The sequence below is a fragment of the Pseudomonas marginalis genome, assembly GCF_008692035.1.
In the GTDB taxonomy this organism is placed as follows: domain Bacteria; phylum Pseudomonadota; class Gammaproteobacteria; order Pseudomonadales; family Pseudomonadaceae; genus Aquipseudomonas; species Aquipseudomonas marginalis.
The window spans coordinates 437408-454324 of the sequence record NZ_VTFG01000001.1 but is presented as its reverse complement, the minus strand read 5'-3'; the positions used below and the strand labels follow the sequence as shown (position 1 = coordinate 454324).

Below are 16917 nucleotides of genomic sequence, written 5' to 3'. Positions count from 1 at the left end.
CAGCTGATATACAGCCTTGATATATCGCGCAGATGTTCATTCAAACGTCATTAACCGGATTGAGGGGCTTTATTCTCGACCAGGCAATTACCGCCATCGACCACGATAACTTCACCGGTGATGTAACTGGATTCTGGAGACGCCAGAAATGCAACCGCCGCCGCCACTTCGTGGGGACTGCCTGCCCGCCCGATCGGGGTAAAGCGCCCCGCCTCTGCTTCAACCGGCGTGGTTGAGCCCGTGGTGATCCATCCGGGCGCCACGCTGTTGACAGTAATCCCGTGCTTGGCGACTTCAAGTGCCAGTCCCATGTTCATGCCCACCATCGCGGCTTTGGCAGCGCTATAAGCGGCTTCGCCCGGGTTGCTCCCGCGGGTGCCCGTGGTGGAACTGATATTGACAATGCGCCCGTAACTTCGCGCCCTCATAGCGGGCAAAACAGCCTGCGTCAGAAGAAAAGCGGTGGTTAGGTTTGTGGCCAGTGAAAGGTTCCACTCATGCAGTTCCATACTCGCCAACTCCGAGAAAACCTCAGGGCTGCCTTGCATGGCCATACCGGCGTTATTCACCAGAATATCGACCCGCCCCCAGACCGACACCGCCCAGAGGCCGAATTCCCGCACCTGACGTTCATCGGTGAGGTCAACCGCCCTGCCCTCCACTTCAAACCCTTCTGCGAGCAGCTCTTTAACGCGTTCCTCGATGCGGCGGCTACTGGCGGTGATGATCAATCTCGCACCCGCTGTACCTAGCCTGCGAGCGATCGCCATGCCAATACCCGCTTCACTGCCGGCACCACTGACAAGTGCCACATGCCCCCTCAAATCAGTATTTAACATGGTGTTCCCCACGGACTTCATTTGGAATAGAAGTGGAAATTAGGCTAATAAACCTGATAAAAAAAGACGATCATCATCAGAAAATCTGACAACCACCATGGCGTTCACCAGTGAGTCACTGAAAGTTTTCCTTGCGGTTGTCGACAGCGGCTCCTTTTCCGCCGCCGCACGCAAATTGGGGCGGGTCCCCTCGGCCATCAACATGGCGGTGTCGCAGCTTGAAGCCGAACTGGATTTATTGCTTTTTGACCGATCAACCCGCAAAGCCATTCCTACGGCAGCCGCCAAAGCACTGGAGCCCCAGGCTCGACAGGTCGCCAGCCAGTTAAACCTGCTCGACGCCCATGCGCTCCAGCTTCATCAGGGGTTGGAGGAGCGCTTGGTCCTTGCGATGGCGCCGGAGTTGCAGACAGGCGTATGGAATCGTCCGCTGTCCATTATCGCCCGGGAGTTTCCCACGCTTGAAATCGAGATTCGCTCCGCGTCCCATCCGGAGGCGATGCGCATGCTCCATGAAGGGCGTGTGCAGTTGGCCCTTGGATTTGAACGACCAGGGCTTGACGAGCGGGAGACGTTTCTTGAAGCGGGGAGCCAATTGCTGGTAGCCGTTGCCGCTCCGGATCATCCTGCGGCCGCCGGCAAGAAAAGCCCCTTGAGTGAAGAGCAACTGGTCAACGTTCGGCAGATCATCGTGGCTACTGGAGGGCCTACAGACTCTGATCCACGTGTTGTGCTGTCACGGCGGATTTGGCACAGCGACAATTACCTGGCAACGCTGGATCTGGTCCAGCAAGGATTGGGCTGGGCTTATCTTCCACAGCCGTTGGTACAACCTCTGATCAGTTCGGGCGCATTGACGGAGGTGGTGTTTGACAACATGCCGAGTCAGATGCGGCTATGGGTCGATATCATCTGGGTAAAGAACCGTCCCCTGGGGCTCGCAGCGAGTCGCTACCTGAGCCTGATGCGCAAGATTGTCGAGGACGAGCCGCGGCGTGTTTGAGAAAAAAACCAGCCGTATGGCTCATTGAGGCCATTGCTCAAGCAGTATCGAGACGAATTTCTCCGCCGCCGGCGAAAGCGATGCTCCCCGGCGATAGACCAGGCCCAAGGAGCGGTTCACAACCGGCTCGATCAACGGGACGCTGACCAAGGTTGGATGATCTTCAGCCGGCATGGCCAGGCTCGGCATCGCCGAAACCCCCAGGCCGGCCTCCACCAGGCCCAGCGAAGTCGAGAGGTGCTGTACCTCGTAGAACCATTGCGGCCGCCAACTCAAGCCTGACAACGCGTGATCGAGCAGCATGCGGTTGCCGCTCAGGCGCCCTACCCCGATCAGGCGGTAATCGCTCAATTCGGACCAGGTGACCGAACTGCGTCCAGCCAACTCGTGATCACGCCGGCACGCCAATACAAAGGGCTCGCTGACCAGGGGCACGAACTCAATGTCCGGATGCTGCCCACTCATCATGTTGATCCCGAAGTCGGCCTCTCCCCGCAGCACCGCTTCAAGCCCCTCATTGGCACTCAAGTCCAGCAGGCGGATGCGGATTTTTGGGTAGCGCTCGTTATACAGGCGAATGACTGACGGCAGGAAATAGAAAGCCGCAGTAGGGATACACGCCAGGGTTACCCGGCCAATCTGGCGTTCGGCCAGTTCACGGATATTGAGAATCGACTCATCGAAGTCATCCAGCAACCGACGTGCCTTGGGAAGAAAGTCACGACCGACACTCGTGAGGCTGACCTTGCGCGTGGTGCGATCCAGCAACGAGGTGCCCAACCCCTCTTCCAGTTTTTTAATTCGGCGACTGAGTGCCGGCTGAGACAGGTGCAAGGCATCGGCTGCTTCGTGAAAACTGCCAAGTTCAGCGATTTTCACGAAGGATCGAATGTCATTCAGCTCATATTCCATGTCTTATCTCACCCGCACAAGGCGTCAAAAGGAAACTCAGCGTAAATTTATCATTCGCAAAACGCAATAATCTCTTCAATCTTTGCATTTGAAACATTTTTTAAAGCTTGAGACTCTTGCTCCAAGAACATCAATTACACCGATTGATCAACAAGAGTCAGTATCATGCAAAGAATTCCCTGTGTGCTGATGCGCGGCGGCACCTCGAAAGGTCCGGTTTTTCTTGACTGGGATTTGCCCGCCGCCGTTGAGGCCCGCGACGAACTGCTGCTTAACCTGATGGGCTCCGGTCATGAACTGGAGATCGACGGCATCGGCGGTGGCAGCCCGCAAACCAGCAAGGTTGCGATTGTCAGCCCTTCGCTGCACCCGGATGCGGACGTTGATTACTTGTTCGTTCAAGTGATGGTTTCACAACGCAGGGTCGACAGCGCCCCCAACTGCGGCAACATGCTGTGTGCGGTGGGCCCGTTCGCCGTCGAGCAGGGTCTGGTCAAAGGCACCCCGGAGCGCACCCGTGTGCGTATTCGCAATCTAAACACCGGCACCTTTATTCACTCCGACGTGTACACGCCGGATGGCAAAGTCAGTTACGAGGGCGATACCGCCATTGATGGCGTGCCCGGTACGGCCGCACCGGTGCAACTGACGTTCCTCGACGCAGCCGGCAGCAAGACAGGCAAGCTCTTTCCCACCGGTAACACGCAGGACGTGATCGATGGCATTGCGGTGACCTGTATCGACATGGCGATGCCCATGGTGCTTGTCGAAGCCAGCCAACTGGGCAAGCGTGGCGATGAGAGCCCGGCGGAACTGGACGCCGATAAGGAATTCCTGCGGCGCCTCGAGACACTGCGGCTTCAGGCCGGCCTGGCCATGGGCCTGGGCGATGTCAGCGACAAAGTGATTCCCAAGCCGGTACTGGTTTCGCCCGCGAAAGCCGGGGGCACGATCCAGGTTCGTTACTTCATGCCGCACAACTGCCACCGCGCGCTCGCCATTACCGGCTCGATTGGTTTGGCCACTGCGTGCGTGATCGAAGGCAGCATCGTTGCGCAGATGCTCGGCGGGATCAGTACGCCGCGCCTTGAAGCGGTGCGGATCGAACACCCGAGCGGCGGAATTGATGTCGTATTGTCCTACACCGGCGTCAACGGTGAGACAATTCAGGCCTCAGTCGTACGCACCGCCCGCAGGCTTTTCTCCGGCTACGTCTACGCCACTGACTCGCAGCGCCTTGCCGGATAAATTCCGATAGTCGTTGGCATTTTTGCATCCGCACAATTCTAAAAATGGGTGATGCCATGAAAGTTGTTAAATCGCTCTACTTCCAGATCCTCTGCGCCGTGGCGCTCGGCATCGTGGTCGGGCATTTCTGGGCCCAGCAGGCCATTGCACTCAAACCCCTGGGTGACGCGTTCATCAAACTGATCAAGATGATGATTGCGCCCGTGGTGTTCTGCACCATCGTCACCGGCATCGCCGGGATGAGCGACAAGCGCTCCCTCGGGCGCCTGCTGGGCAAAACCATGCTGTTGTTCTTCGTCCTCACGGTGATCAGCCTGGTGATTGGCCTGGTCGCGGTGTACGTGTTCCAGCCGGGCGTCGGCATGAACATCGATCCCAGCCAGCTGAGCACCAAAGGATTGGCCCAGTACACGGAGTCGGCCGCAAAGCTTGGGGTGGTGGAGTTTTTCATGCACATCATTCCCGAGACGTTTATCGGCGCCTTCAGTAAAGGTGAAGTGTTGCCGGTGCTGTTTATCGCGGTGTTGTCCGGCTTTGCCTTGTCGTCGCTGGGCGAGCGTGGCAAACCGGTACTCGACGTGCTCGAATCCGCCTCGCAAATGGTCTTCAAGATCTTTTCCTACCTGATGCGTTTTGCACCGGTCGGCGCTTTCGGGGCCTTGGCGTTCACTGTCGGCCAGTACGGCATCACCTCGCTGGGTTCGCTGGCGAAGTTGATCATGACCTTGTACATCGCCTGCGGCTTTTTCGTCTTCGTGGTACTGGGCAGCATTTGCCGCGCCAACGGCTTCAGCCTGTGGAAGCTGCTGCGCTACTTTCGGGAAGAGTTCCTGGTGGTACTCGGCACCTCCTCCACGGAACCGGTGATGCCGCGCATGCTGGAGAAACTCGAGGCACTGGGTTGCAAAAAAGGCGTCGTCGGCCTGGTGCTGCCCACCGGCTACTCGTTCAACCTGGACGGCACGGCCATCTACCTGTCGTTGGCGGCGATTTTCATTGCCCAGGCCTGCAACATTGATCTGAGCCTGACGCAGATCATCACCATGCTGGCGATCATGCTGCTGTCCTCCAAAGGCGCCGCCGGGGTTACCGGCAGCGGGTTCGTGGCACTGGCCTCGACCCTGACGGTCATTCACGACATCCCATTGGCCGGCCTGGCATTGCTGATCGGCGTTGACCGCTTCATGTCTGAAGCTCGCGCCCTGACCAGCCTGGCCAGTAACGCCGTAGCGACGGTGGTGATTTCGATGTCTGAAAATGCCTGCCACCGCGACACGCTGAACCGGATGCTCGACGCAAAATCTTCTGCCGCACCGGGAAAAGCCTGGGACGACCTGAAGGGCGCCAAACGCGTCTAGAGACAACCGGATAACGCTTCCCCCCTGACTTGACTGCCCCCCCTCCCCGCCAGGCGCGTTGTGCCGCCCGGCGGGTCAGGGCTCGTGCGCCTCGGCGTCAGCCATTTTTACGATAACAACAAGAGAATCGTCCTATGCTCGCTTTCCTTGGCTTGGCCATGGTGGTCGTATTCACCTATCTCATCATGACGAAGCGCTTGTCGCCCATCGTCGCGCTCACCGTGGTTCCCATCGTCTTCGCGGTGATCGGCGGCTTTGGCGGCACCACTGGCAAGATGATGCTCGACGGCCTGAAAATGGTCGCCCCGTCTGCCGCGTTGCTGCTGTTTGCGATCCTGTTCTTCGGCCTGATGATCGACGCAGGCCTGTTCGACCCGCTGATCCGCAAAATCCTGAAGAGGGTCAATGGCGACCCGATGAAGATCGCCGTAGGCACGGCCCTGCTGTCGTTGCTGGTAGCGCTCGACGGCGACGGCACAACGACTTACATGATCACCTGCGCCGCAATGCTGCCGCTGTATAAACGCATCGGCATGAACCCGATGATCCTGGCAACCATCTCCATGCTGTCGCTGAGCATCATGAGTGGCATGACGCCCTGGGGCGGCCCTGCGACACGGGCTATTGCCGCGTTGGGCCTGGATGCCGGCGAGTACTTCGTGCCGTTGCTGCCGACCATGATCGGCGGTGCCCTGTGGGTGATCTTCACGGCCTTTATACTGGGTCGCGCAGAGCGCAAGCGTATCGGCAACGTGCAGCTGCAAAGCGGCGGCGGCGATTGCTACATCGACGCGATTCTCGAGGACACGCCCCACAAACGTCCGAAGCTGGCCTATGTCAATCTGGTGCTGGTGATCGCGGTGATGGCGGCGCTGGTGATGGGGCTGATGCATTCCGCGATCCTGTTCCTGATCGGCTTCGTGCTCGCGCTGATGATCAACTACCCGCAATTGGACATTCAGAAAGAACGCATCCTGGCGCACTCGGGCAATGCCATGACCGTGGTGTTGCTGGTATTTGCCGCCGGGATCTTTGCCGGGATCTTTTCCGGTACAAAGATGGTGGATGCCCTGGCACAGACCCTTGTCGACTGGATCCCGCCATCCTGGGGCCACCTGTTTCCATTGGTGGTTGCGATCACCAGCATGCCGCTGACCTTTGTACTGTCCAATGACGCCTACTATTTTGGCGTGGTGCCGATCCTGGCCAATGCCGCCGCCGCTTATGGCATCGATCCGGTTGAAATCGCCCGCGCCTCGATCCTGGGCCAGCCCGTTCACCTCATGAGTCCGCTGGTGGCCTCGACCCTGCTGCTGGTGGGCATGGTCGATCGCGATATCGGCGACTTCCAGAAGGCCACCGTCAAATGGGCCGTGCTGACCTCCCTGGTCGTCACCGCCCTGGCCTTGTTGACCGGGGCCATCAGCCTGTTCACCTGATCCACCCATAACCCCTGCTGCCTTCCAGCGCGCCTCACTCACGAGGCGCGTGCCGACCTGTACCCCAAATAACAACAACGAGTCATTTGCCATGAACCCTATGTATACCCGTCGAGCTTTGTTTTGCGCGTTAGGCCTGGTACCCGTCGCAGCGGCCAACGCCGAAGGTTTTATTGATGACAGCAAGCTCAAGCTGCAACTGCGCAATGTGTATTTCAACGAGAACTTTCGCGACGAGCACGGCTTGAGTGCGCGGGCCGCCAGAACGGCAAAGAGCGAACGCACCGAGTGGGCCCAGGGATTTCTGCTGGACTATCAGTCCGGATTTACCGCGGGCACCCTCGGCTTCGGCGTGGACGCCTTGGGGCTCTATGGGGTAAAGCTCGATTCAGGGCGCGGGCGCAGCGGCACCGGGCTCATGCCGGTGCATGATGACGGGCGGGCGGCCGGCGAGTTTGCCAGCGCCGGCGCTACGGCAAAAGCCAGGTTCGCCAAAACCACGGTCAAGTACGGCACCTTGCTGCCCAAGACGCCGGTGCTGATTTACAACGATGCGCGCTTGTTGCCCCAGACCTACCAGGGCACCCAGGTCAGCAGCAGCGACATCGAGAACCTGACCGTGACCGGCGGGCATCTGGACCGTTTCAAACTGCGCGACTCCACCAACAGCGTGCCGATCGTGCCTGATGGCTACAGCGGGGAAAAGTCCGGAGATTTCAACTACGCCGGGGCTGAGTACAAATGGGGCAAAAACCTGCGCTTGAGTTATTTCTACGGGGAACTCGAGCACTTCTACCGACAGAACTTCGCCGGTGTCCAGCACGACCTGCCGCTGGCCGGTGGCGTGCTGACCAGCGACCTGCGCTACTTCAACAGCGTTGATAGCGGCTCGGCCTATGCAGGCAAAATCGACAATGACATGTTCAGCGGCCAGTTGTCCTACGTGATTGCAGGCCATACCCTCGGTGGCGGCTACCAGGCCCTTCGCGGTGATGCCGGATTACCCTACATCAGCGGCGCGACCGTCTACTCGTTCAGTAATGCCGGCATCGGCAAATTCATTGAGGAGGACGAGAAGACCTGGATGCTCAACTATGGCTACAACTTCGCCGCCGTCGGCGTGCCCGGCCTGACCTTCTCAACGCGCTACCTGAGCGGCAATGACGGCAAGTCCACCACCACAGTCAAGGAATGGGAGCGTGATACCGAGCTGGCTTACGTTGTGCAAGCCGGCACGTTCAAGGGGCTGGGCGTGCGCATGCGCAACTATGTCTACCGTTCTGAGTTCTCCCGCGGCCGCGACAGCAATCGCCTCTACCTCACCTATGACATCGCCCTTTGGTAAGTCGACGATCGCGGCCCTTGCGGCCGCTTTCCTGCAGATTCAGGTGAGGAACCCCACGCATGCTGTTTAAAAACAAAGTACTGATGCTGGTGCTGGCCCCAGTGGTGCTGTTGTCCACGGTGCTGGCGCTGACAACGAGCACCACCTTGCTGTCGAGCGCCGAGCAGGAAGTCACGGCGACCCGGGAACGCCTGCTGGATGAAAGCCGGGAACGCTTGAAAGACTACGCCAACCTTGCCCGAACCTCGGTAGCGGAGCTGTATGCGCAGGCCGAGACGGGGGACACCGCAACGCGTGCGCTGGCGATCGCGCGGCTGTCCCGGATGAAGTATGGGGACGACGGCTATTTTATCGGCTACGACAGTCAGGTCGTGCGCCTGTTTCGTGGTGACAGCAGCGAAGGCGTCGGCACCAACATGAGTGAGCGCAAAGACAGGAACGGGCTTTACCTGAACCGGGAAATGGTTGCCGCCGCGAAGAACGACACCCACTTCGTCAACTATTCGGGGGCCCTGATCAATACGGATAAAGTCGTTCCCAAGCTGGCTTACAGCTTTTACCTGCCGGCCTGGGACATGGTCGTGGTCACCGCGATCAATCTCGACCGAATCGAAAGCCAGGTTGCCCAAGTACGAGGGGAAATCCATCAGCGTGTGCGCAGCCTGGTCTACGGGATAACCGTCATTGCCTTGATTGCGCTCGGGATCACCGGCGTGCTCGCAGGGTTAATGGTTAAAAGCAGCCTGCGTCCCCTGTCGCGGATTCGCGAGCACCTCGATGAAATCGCAGCGGGCGAAGGCGATCTGACGCGGCGCTTACCCATCAGCCGCGACGAGTTCGGCCAGGTGGCCGTGTCGTTCAATGCCTTCGCCGATAAGATTCATGGGCTGGTCGGCCAGATCGTCGGCATGGCCAGAGAACTGAATATATCCGTGACCCAGGTGGCCGAACAGAGCAAATGCATCGATCAGGTCATGGAACGGCAACGCCAGGAAACCGATCAAGTCGCTGCAGCAATCAATCAGATGTCATCTGCGGCGCAAGAGGTCGCCAACAGTGCCCAGAGTGCTTCAGAGGCAGCAGGCGAAACCGATGTGCAGGCCCAGCACGCCAGGCAGGTCGTCAATGAAAGCATCACCCGGTTGGGCAGCCTGACCGAGGACCTGTCCGCGGGAGGCGCCTCGCTGAAAAACCTGCAAGGCGATGTAGCAGGCATTGTCACGGTGCTGGATGTGATCCGCTCGATCGCCGAGCAAACCAACCTTCTCGCACTCAATGCCGCGATCGAAGCCGCCCGGGCCGGGGATGCAGGTCGTGGATTTGCCGTGGTTGCCGACGAAGTACGCGCGCTGGCAAGCCGGACGCAACTCAGCACCCAGGAAATTCAAGCGATGATCGAGCGCCTTGACCAGGCCACCACCAAGGTCGTCACTGCAATGAGCCACTCCGGTGCAGCAGGCCATGGCGCCAGCCTGCACGCGGAACAAGCCGGGCAATCGCTGGGCAAGGCGGTCGAGTTGATCGTTACCATCAACACCATGAACGCGCACATCGCCAGCGCCGCGCAAGAGCAGACGTCGGTTGCCGAAGCCATCAATCGCAGCGTCCACCAGATAGCCCGCGCGATTGAAAACGTCGCAGACCAGACCCAAAGCGGCGTACACACGGTCGATGAGCTGTACGCCATCGGTCATCGCCTGGAAGGCCTGTTGAGGCAATTCAAGATTTAACCAGGACGGCGTTCAACCGGGACTGTCATTTTTGCCGAGGCGTTTCTGCCGCTTGAATCGGCCCGGTAGGCGGAGCGAGATGATCGCAACTGCCCAACCCCCTATCGCGCGTTTAACGTATGCACATTCACAAGTAATTTTCCCAGCCCATAGGTATGCTCCGCGTTTATTGCCGATCACTGATACCGGGATGCCAGCCCAAGTCTCTGCTGCTCAGTCGCAGTTTATGGAGCCGTATCCTCAAGGACGCTTGAACGATGAGTACCCTCACGCTGGACATCAGCAACCTGACGCCACTGCCTTACCACCAGCAGGTGGTCGATTACCTGAAAACCAGTGAGTCCGCCGTGTGGAGTTGGGCTTCGTCCCTGGGCGCCCAGCAGGAGCACGCCCAGGATGTGCGCGCGCAATTGCTGCGGGACACCTATCGGCTCAGCCCCGAGACCCACCCGCAGGCCTATCAGGCGTGTGAAACGGCTTTGCAGCAGTTGCAGATCCAGGCGCCCGCCACTTTGTACCAGGCCGGTGATGGCGCGATGAATGCGAGCCTTTATTACCTGGCCGGTGAAGTGCATGTGGTTTTTTACGGACCGATTCTTGAGCGGCTCGATGCCCAGGAGTTACTGGCGTTGCTGGGGCACGAGCTGGCCCATTACCGATTATGGTCGGAGCACGACGGTGACTATCTCACTGCCGAGCGCATTCTCAATCACGCAATGGCCGATGCGTATACGCCGCCAAGCCTGGAGCAGACCGCACGCTTATACAGCCTGCACACCGAAATCTACGCCGACCGGGGCGCTGCGTTGGTAGCCGGCGGGCCAGAGGCGTCAATTACCTCGCTGGTCAAGGTGCACACCGGGCTTGTCAGTGTTGACGCGGCCAACTATCTGCAGCAGGCCCGCGAGCTGGATGACAAGGATGCGCAGTTGTCCCAGGGCGTGTCGCATCCGGAGACGTTTCTACGTTCCCAAGCAGTCGACAGCTGGTGGCGGCAGGTCCCGGATACAGAGGCGTGGCTGCACCGCCGTCTACGCGGGCCGTTGTCGCTCAATCGCCTGGATGTGACCGACCAGGTCGAGCTGACCGCCCTCACCCGCGGCTTTATCGCCAGCTTTATCGGCGCAGCCGTGTTGCAGTCGGAGGTTGTACTCAATCAAGTGCGTGGCTTCTTCCCCGACTGGAAGGACAATGAAGTGCCCCTGGACCTGGGTACGCTGAACGCCGAACGTATCGACGCGAGCATCCACGAATACCTGCACTTCATCATGCTCGACCTGTGCCTGGTCGACCGCGACCTGCGGGATGAAGCATTGCTGCATGCCGCCCGCACCGCGAAGAAACTCGGCAGCGCCGACGACTTTATCAGCGTACTCAAGCGCGATATCAAATTTCCAAAACGTGAGCTCGACCCGCTCGTTCGCGCGCTCAAAGCGGAGGTCGACACATGGACCCAATAACCCCAACCGTCACGTTCACTCAATTGCTGCAGAGCCACGATGGTGCCGCCGTGCCCATCGATGATGTGCTGTTCCTGGCGCTGCCCCTGCTGCGCCAGGTAGCGCAACTGCATGAACTGGGGCGTGTCGCCCAACTCGGTTACCTCGATGTAATACAAGGGCCGGAGCGCTCCCTGCAACTGCGTAACCCCGAGGGCGTGACGCCGCGCCTGGCGCTGGACGCGATCAAGCAGGTGCAGCCCAATCCGGAATCGGCGCTGAATATTGTCGGCAAGGTCCGCCTGGTCCGGGATTCTGAAAGTGGCGTGGCCATTACCGACCTGCAAGTCCAGGAAGACCCGCACCAGGCTATCGACCACCCGGTGTTCCTCACAGAGTTGCACGCTTGGGAGCATCGTCTCGGGCATCACGACGAAATCACCGATATTTTCCAACTCGGCCAGTTGCTGGCGTGCCTGGCCTGCGGCTTGGACTTTGCCGACATCAACGACCTCAAGACGTTTGCCCGGCACCGGCGCAACCTGTTCCAGCTCAATGGCCGGCTCAACCCGGTGCTGGCCAATCTGATCGTCGAGATGACAGAGCTTAACCGCCATGAGCGTGCCACGGATGTCGGCTCGCTGGTACGGCGCCTGGAGTCCTGGCGCGAGCAGCCGGCCAGCCTGGATGTCGAGCGTGTGCTGGCCCAGGCCGAAGGGCCGGCTTCACGGCGCACCGTCGTGCTGGAACACCTGCGCAACCGGCTATTCGACCTGTCGCGGCGCAATCGTCTGCTGTACTTCCGGCCGACCCAAGCCAACGTCAACCTGACTGTCGCCAGCGTACCGCTGGTGATGCGTATTGAAAGCATCCGCCCCGAAGCACTGTGCACCTGGCAGCCGACCTTCGGCGGTTTCTCCGAGCAGGTACTGAGCGGCAAGCCCGTTGGCCTGCAGCAATGGCTACGCTTTGACGACCAGACCTGGCTGCAAGCGTCCCTGGAACGCATCATCCAGGAAACCCGCCGCGACCGCGCCGAGTTCGGCTTCAGCAACCTACGCCTTGTGGTGGCCTTCATGCGCTGGCACAACCTCAAGGACACGCCGGAAGAACGCATTGTCACCCCGCTGCTATGGCTGCCGGTGGAACTGAGCCGCAAGAAAGGTGTGCGCGATCAGTTCATGTTGCAGTGCGATGAAACCGAGGCTGAATTCAACCCGGTATTGCGCCATCAGTTGCGTCAGCTCTACGATATCCAGTTGCCGGAAACCGTCGACCTGCAAAAGACCTCTCTGGAAGACATCCACGCTGATATTGCGCGCCAGATCAAGCTGACCGAGCCCGGCGTTGAGCTGCGCCTGCAAAGCAAGCCGCAAATCGAACTGATCCACCAAAAGGCCGTACAGCACCTGCACCACTTCCAGCGCCGTCGCGCACGTCAGCGCTCGGCCATGCCGTTGGTGAAGCCGGACTTCAGCTACGATCGCGAAGATTACCGCCCGCTGGGCCTGCAACTGTTCCAGCAAAAAGTGCTGCCCAGCGAGTTGCCGCTGCGCCTCGCGGTCGGCGCCAAACCCTCGCTGCGCACCCAGCATCCGAAGATGGTCGCCAGCAGCACCGAAAACAGCACCTTCGCCATGCCCGAAAACCAGGGGCACCGCTACGCATGGGACATCGACCTGACCCAAGTGACACTGGCCAACTTCAACTATCGCAAGATGTCGCTGGTACGCGACTACGCGCAGTTGATCGACGACCCGGCCCAAAACGAAGCGTTTGACCGGATGTTCTCCATCGAACCGAGAGAGGTCGAAGTTCAGGCCCCGGAACCGATCCCGCTGCCGGAACAATGGAACGTAGTGGCCGGCGACGCTACGCAGAACGCTGCCGTCGCACTGGCCCGCACCGGGCGCAACTTCATCATTCAGGGGCCACCCGGCACCGGTAAGTCACAGACCATCACCAACTTGATCGCCGACTATGCGGGGCGCGGCTTGCGGGTCCTGTTCGTGTGCGAAAAGCGCGCCGCACTGGATGTGGTATTCCACCGTCTGCAACAGAGTGAACTGGGCGAATTGTGCTGCCTGATTCACGATTCCCAGACGGACAAAAAAGCCTTCGTTGGCAACCTGCGCGAGTGTTATGAGCGCTGGATTGCCGGCGATGCCCAATCGCCCCAGCTCCAAGCACGACGCAGCGCCACGCTGAGCACCCTGAGCCAACAACTGGGCCTGATTGAGCGCTTTGAACAGGTTATGGCCGGCGTTCCAGAGACGCTGGCTTGCTCGGTGCGTGAGTTGGTGCGTCATTTGATCGACCTGCCGGCTGTTGCAACAAAACTGCCACCCGAAGTTATGGAGCGGTTGCCCGAATGGCGTCACTGGCAGGCACATAGTGAGCTGATGGGGCGCGTGTATCAGGCGATCAACGAACGCTTTGGCCTCGACAGTTTCGCGCGTCACCCCTTCAGCCGCCTCGGCGCAAGCCTGGTTATCCACGAACACGCCTATGGCCAACTCAAGGCATTCCTGGATGAAGCCTGCGGGCTCATGGACAGCGTCGAGCAGTTTCTGGAGGCATCGTCGAGCCTGCTTTCCAATGACACCCGCCTGGACGATGCGCGGGTACTGACCCAGGCTGCCGAACAACTGAGCGGCGCCAATCTGGCCTCGCACCTCGACCTGCTGGAGCCCGGCTCACCGGGCTCCCAGGCGCTGCATGCGGAACAGGCGGCATTGCAGACCCTGGCCGTGCAGCAACACAACGCCAGTGAAGCCAACTATTTTTGGCGCGACAAACTCGCCCCCCAGGACACTGACGCCGCCCGGGAGCTGGTGCAGCGTCTGGAAGGTTCGCTGTTGCGTTGGCTGAAACCGTCCTGGTGGCGACTACGTGGCGAACTGCAACGACGCTATGACTTCAGCCAGCACGCGATCCGCCCAAGCTATCGCAGCGTGCTCGACAACCTGGCCGGCGAACACCGCGCCACCGCCGAGCTGCAGGCCGAGCAGCAGCGGTTGCAAAGCCGCTACGGTGTCCGGGATATCGATGTGTTCGTGCAACACCTGCAAGCCCTGCTCCAGCAATTGAGCACATCACCCTTATTGCGCCAGTGGGTCGAAGGCCAGCGCGCAAATCCGAACGCCTTGGCCAGCGTGCGTCAGGAAGCCAGCCTGCACCAGCCATTGGCACGCCTGGCCGAGTTGGTTGCGCAACATTGTGCATTCCAACCGGCGCCAAGCTTGGGAGTGCTGGCTGAATACCTGCGCGACCTGCGTGAAGAAATCGACGAACTGCCCGACACCCTCCCTCTGCTCAATGAACTGTACCAGGCCGATTCCGCCTGCCTGATGGCCATGCAACAGCACGCCCTGCCGCAACCGGCGCTGGATGGATTGATTGCCCAGGAGAACCTGACCCGTTTGTATCGCGCCAACCCGCAACTGGCACGCTTCGACGGCCCGGCGTTGAGCCTGGCAGTCCGTCAGGTCAGCCAAGCTGAAAGCAACCTGCTCAAGCACAACGCCCATGTACTCAGTGCCACGCTGCATCAGCGCTTTCTGGAAAATGTGAAGCAGTCGGCGATGTCGGTGACCCAACTGGATGCCCAGGCCCGTGAGTTCAAGAAAACCTATGCCAAGGGCCGCCGCGAACTGGAGCATGAGCTGGGCAAGACCATGCGTTACCGCTCCATCCGCGAAATGGCGAGTGGCGACAGTGGCCGGGTGATCAACGACCTCAAGCCCATTTGGCTGATGAGCCCGCTGTCGGTGTCCGACACGCTGCCACTGACGCCGGACCTGTTCGACGTGGTGATTTTCGACGAAGCCAGCCAGATCCCCAGCGAAGAAGCCGTGCCGGCCTTGAGCCGTGCGCAGCAGGTGATCGTGGTGGGCGACGAGATGCAATTGCCACCCACCAACTTCTTCTCCAGCGCCGGCGACCAGGACGATAACGAACTGGTTGCCATGGAAGACGGCGAGCAGATTGCGATCAACCTCGATGCCGACAGCCTGCTGAGCCAGGCCGCGCGTAATTTGCCGGCGACCTTGCTTGCCTGGCACTACCGCAGCCGCCATGAAGCGCTGATCAGCTTCTCCAACGCCGCCTTCTACGAAGGGCGGTTGATCACCATCCCCGACCGTCGCATCGAACGCCCTGCCCCTGCCCATGCGGCGCTGGACTCCACGGACGCCCAGGCAGTGATGCAGGGCGCCGACACACTGCTCGACAGCCCGATCAGCTTTTTGAAGATGAGCGATGGCGTTTACCTCAGCCGCAGTAACCTGGCCGAAGCGCGTTATATCGCCAACCTGGTGCGTGAGCTGCTGCAACGTGAGACCGGCCTTAGCCTGGGGATCGTGGCTTTTTCGGAAGCCCAACAGGGCGCCATCGAGCAGGCCCTGGAGGACTTGGCCGCCAGTGACTCGGCCTTTGCCACTCGCCTTGAGCGCGAGTATGTGCGTGAAGATGCCGGGCAGTTCAATGGCCTGTTCGTCAAGAACCTCGAGAACGTTCAGGGTGATGAACGCGACGTGATCATCCTGAGTATCTGCTACGCGCCCGGACCGAACGGCAAGATGCTGATGAACTTTGGCCCGATCAACCAGCGCGGAGGGGAAAAACGCCTCAATGTGATCTTCAGCCGTGCGCGCAAGCGCATGGCGATCGTTTCCAGCATTGAGGCAGAGGCCATCACCAACACCCACAACGACGGTGCTGCGGCACTGCGCGCTTTCCTGCAGTTCGCCCAGGCCAGCGCCAGTGGGGATGCGCTGCGCTCCCAGGGTATCCTCGCCAACCTCAACCCAGGCGCCAAGCAATCCTTTGCCGTCAGCCTGCCCAAGGACAGCCTGCGCGGAGCCATCGCCGTCGCGTTGCGCAAACGCGGGCATACGGTGCAGGAGTATGTCGGGCGTTCGCAGTTCCGCTGCGACCTGGCGATCAGCGACGCCAGCGGTGAGCACTTCAGCCTTGGCGTGCTGCTGGACGGCGATACGACGCACGCGACTGACGTGAGAGAGCGTTATATCTTCCGCCCGACCGTGCTGCGCAGTTTCGGCTGGAAGATCATCGACGTGCTCAGTCATGACTGGCTGCGGGACCCAATGGACGTGCTGAATCGTATTGAAGCGCTGTTAAGGAATGATGAGGTGCCCGCGCTGCCAGAGCCTGAACCGGAAGTGGAACCTGCAGCGGTTGAAGTCGAGCCGCCGCCAGCCACTGAAGCAGCGATTCCGATGCGCGAGTTCACCTTTGGGGAAGGTAACTCCAACAAGTTCTGGCGTATCGGCGTCACAGACGCAGAGGTCGTGGTGAGCTTTGGCCGTATCGGCACCAAGGGCCAGACCCTGATCAAGTCCCTCGACAGCCCCGAACGGGCAGAGCGCGAAGCGCAAAAGCTGATCGCGGAGAAACTGCGCAAAGGGTATCAGGAGCAGGCGGGGCTCGATCACACCGAGCCGCGCTGAGTCGATCCGGCATTGTGCGCCCTCCTGCTCCAATACCATCAACGTGCGCTTTCCCCGCATTTTTTGATCGGGCGTGCCCTGACGTTGAAAGCTAAGCAGACGTCATCCGAAGCCCCCTCCGGGGCTACGAATG

10 protein-coding genes and 1 pseudogene are annotated in these 16917 nt (G+C 60.1%); 9 read left to right on the top strand and 2 right to left on the bottom strand.

Annotation, left to right across the window (positions count from 1 at the left end; genetic code table 11):
* Window positions 1–50: 50 nt before the first annotated feature.
* Window positions 51–839, bottom strand: a complete 789-nt coding sequence (locus tag FX984_RS01830; protein ID WP_146476391.1) for an SDR family NAD(P)-dependent oxidoreductase — start codon at window positions 837–839, stop codon at window positions 51–53.
* Window positions 840–936: 97 nt separating this feature from the next.
* Between FX984_RS01830 and FX984_RS01825 the strand changes: the two genes are divergently transcribed.
* Window positions 937–1842, top strand: coding sequence for a LysR family transcriptional regulator (locus tag FX984_RS01825; protein ID WP_092484232.1), 906 nt, complete (start codon window positions 937–939; stop codon window positions 1840–1842).
* A 21-nt stretch (window positions 1843–1863) separates the two neighbouring features.
* Here FX984_RS01825 and FX984_RS01820 read toward each other — a convergent pair whose 3' ends face one another.
* Window positions 1864–2754: a LysR family transcriptional regulator gene (locus tag FX984_RS01820; RefSeq protein ID WP_027605835.1), complete on the bottom strand. Its 891-nt coding sequence runs from the start codon at window positions 2752–2754 to the stop codon at window positions 1864–1866.
* A gap of 165 nt (window positions 2755–2919) precedes the next feature.
* Here FX984_RS01820 and FX984_RS01815 point away from each other — a divergent pair, with 165 nt between their 5' ends.
* The 8 genes and pseudogenes from FX984_RS01815 (at window position 2920) to FX984_RS01785 (ending at window position 16784) form a co-directional block, all read left to right on the top strand.
* Window positions 2920–4002, top strand: a complete 1083-nt coding sequence (locus FX984_RS01815; protein WP_027605834.1) for a 4-oxalomesaconate tautomerase — start codon at window positions 2920–2922, stop codon at window positions 4000–4002.
* Window positions 4003–4046: 44 nt separating this feature from the next.
* On the top strand, window positions 4047–5360 hold the full coding sequence (locus FX984_RS01810; protein WP_146476392.1) for a dicarboxylate/amino acid:cation symporter: 1314 nt from the start codon (window positions 4047–4049) through the stop codon (window positions 5358–5360).
* A gap of 134 nt (window positions 5361–5494) precedes the next feature.
* Window positions 5495–6799 (top strand): CitMHS family transporter, encoded by a 1305-nt coding sequence (locus FX984_RS01805; protein WP_027605832.1) that lies wholly within the window; start codon window positions 5495–5497, stop codon window positions 6797–6799.
* 100 nt (window positions 6800–6899) lie between these two features.
* The gene (locus FX984_RS01800; RefSeq protein WP_371263378.1) at window positions 6900–8144 is read left to right on the top strand and encodes an OprD family porin; all 1245 of its coding nucleotides are present in this window, start codon (window positions 6900–6902) and stop codon (window positions 8142–8144) included.
* Between the two features lie 59 nt (window positions 8145–8203).
* Window positions 8204–9016, top strand: a pseudogene (locus tag FX984_RS33045) (cache domain-containing protein); the annotation flags it as partial.
* Between the two features lie 36 nt (window positions 9017–9052).
* Entirely contained in the window at window positions 9053–9874 is an 822-nt protein-coding gene (locus tag FX984_RS33040; protein WP_430713926.1) for a methyl-accepting chemotaxis protein, read from the top strand.
* Window positions 9875–10131: 257 nt separating this feature from the next.
* On the top strand, window positions 10132–11334 hold the full coding sequence (locus tag FX984_RS01790) for a M48 family metalloprotease (protein WP_092358039.1): 1203 nt from the start codon (window positions 10132–10134) through the stop codon (window positions 11332–11334).
* Window positions 11322–16784: a WGR domain-containing protein gene (locus FX984_RS01785; RefSeq protein ID WP_146476394.1), complete on the top strand. Its 5463-nt coding sequence runs from the start codon at window positions 11322–11324 to the stop codon at window positions 16782–16784. Before FX984_RS01790 ends, FX984_RS01785 begins: the two co-directional genes overlap by 13 nt.
* Window positions 16785–16917: the final 133 nt, after the last annotated feature.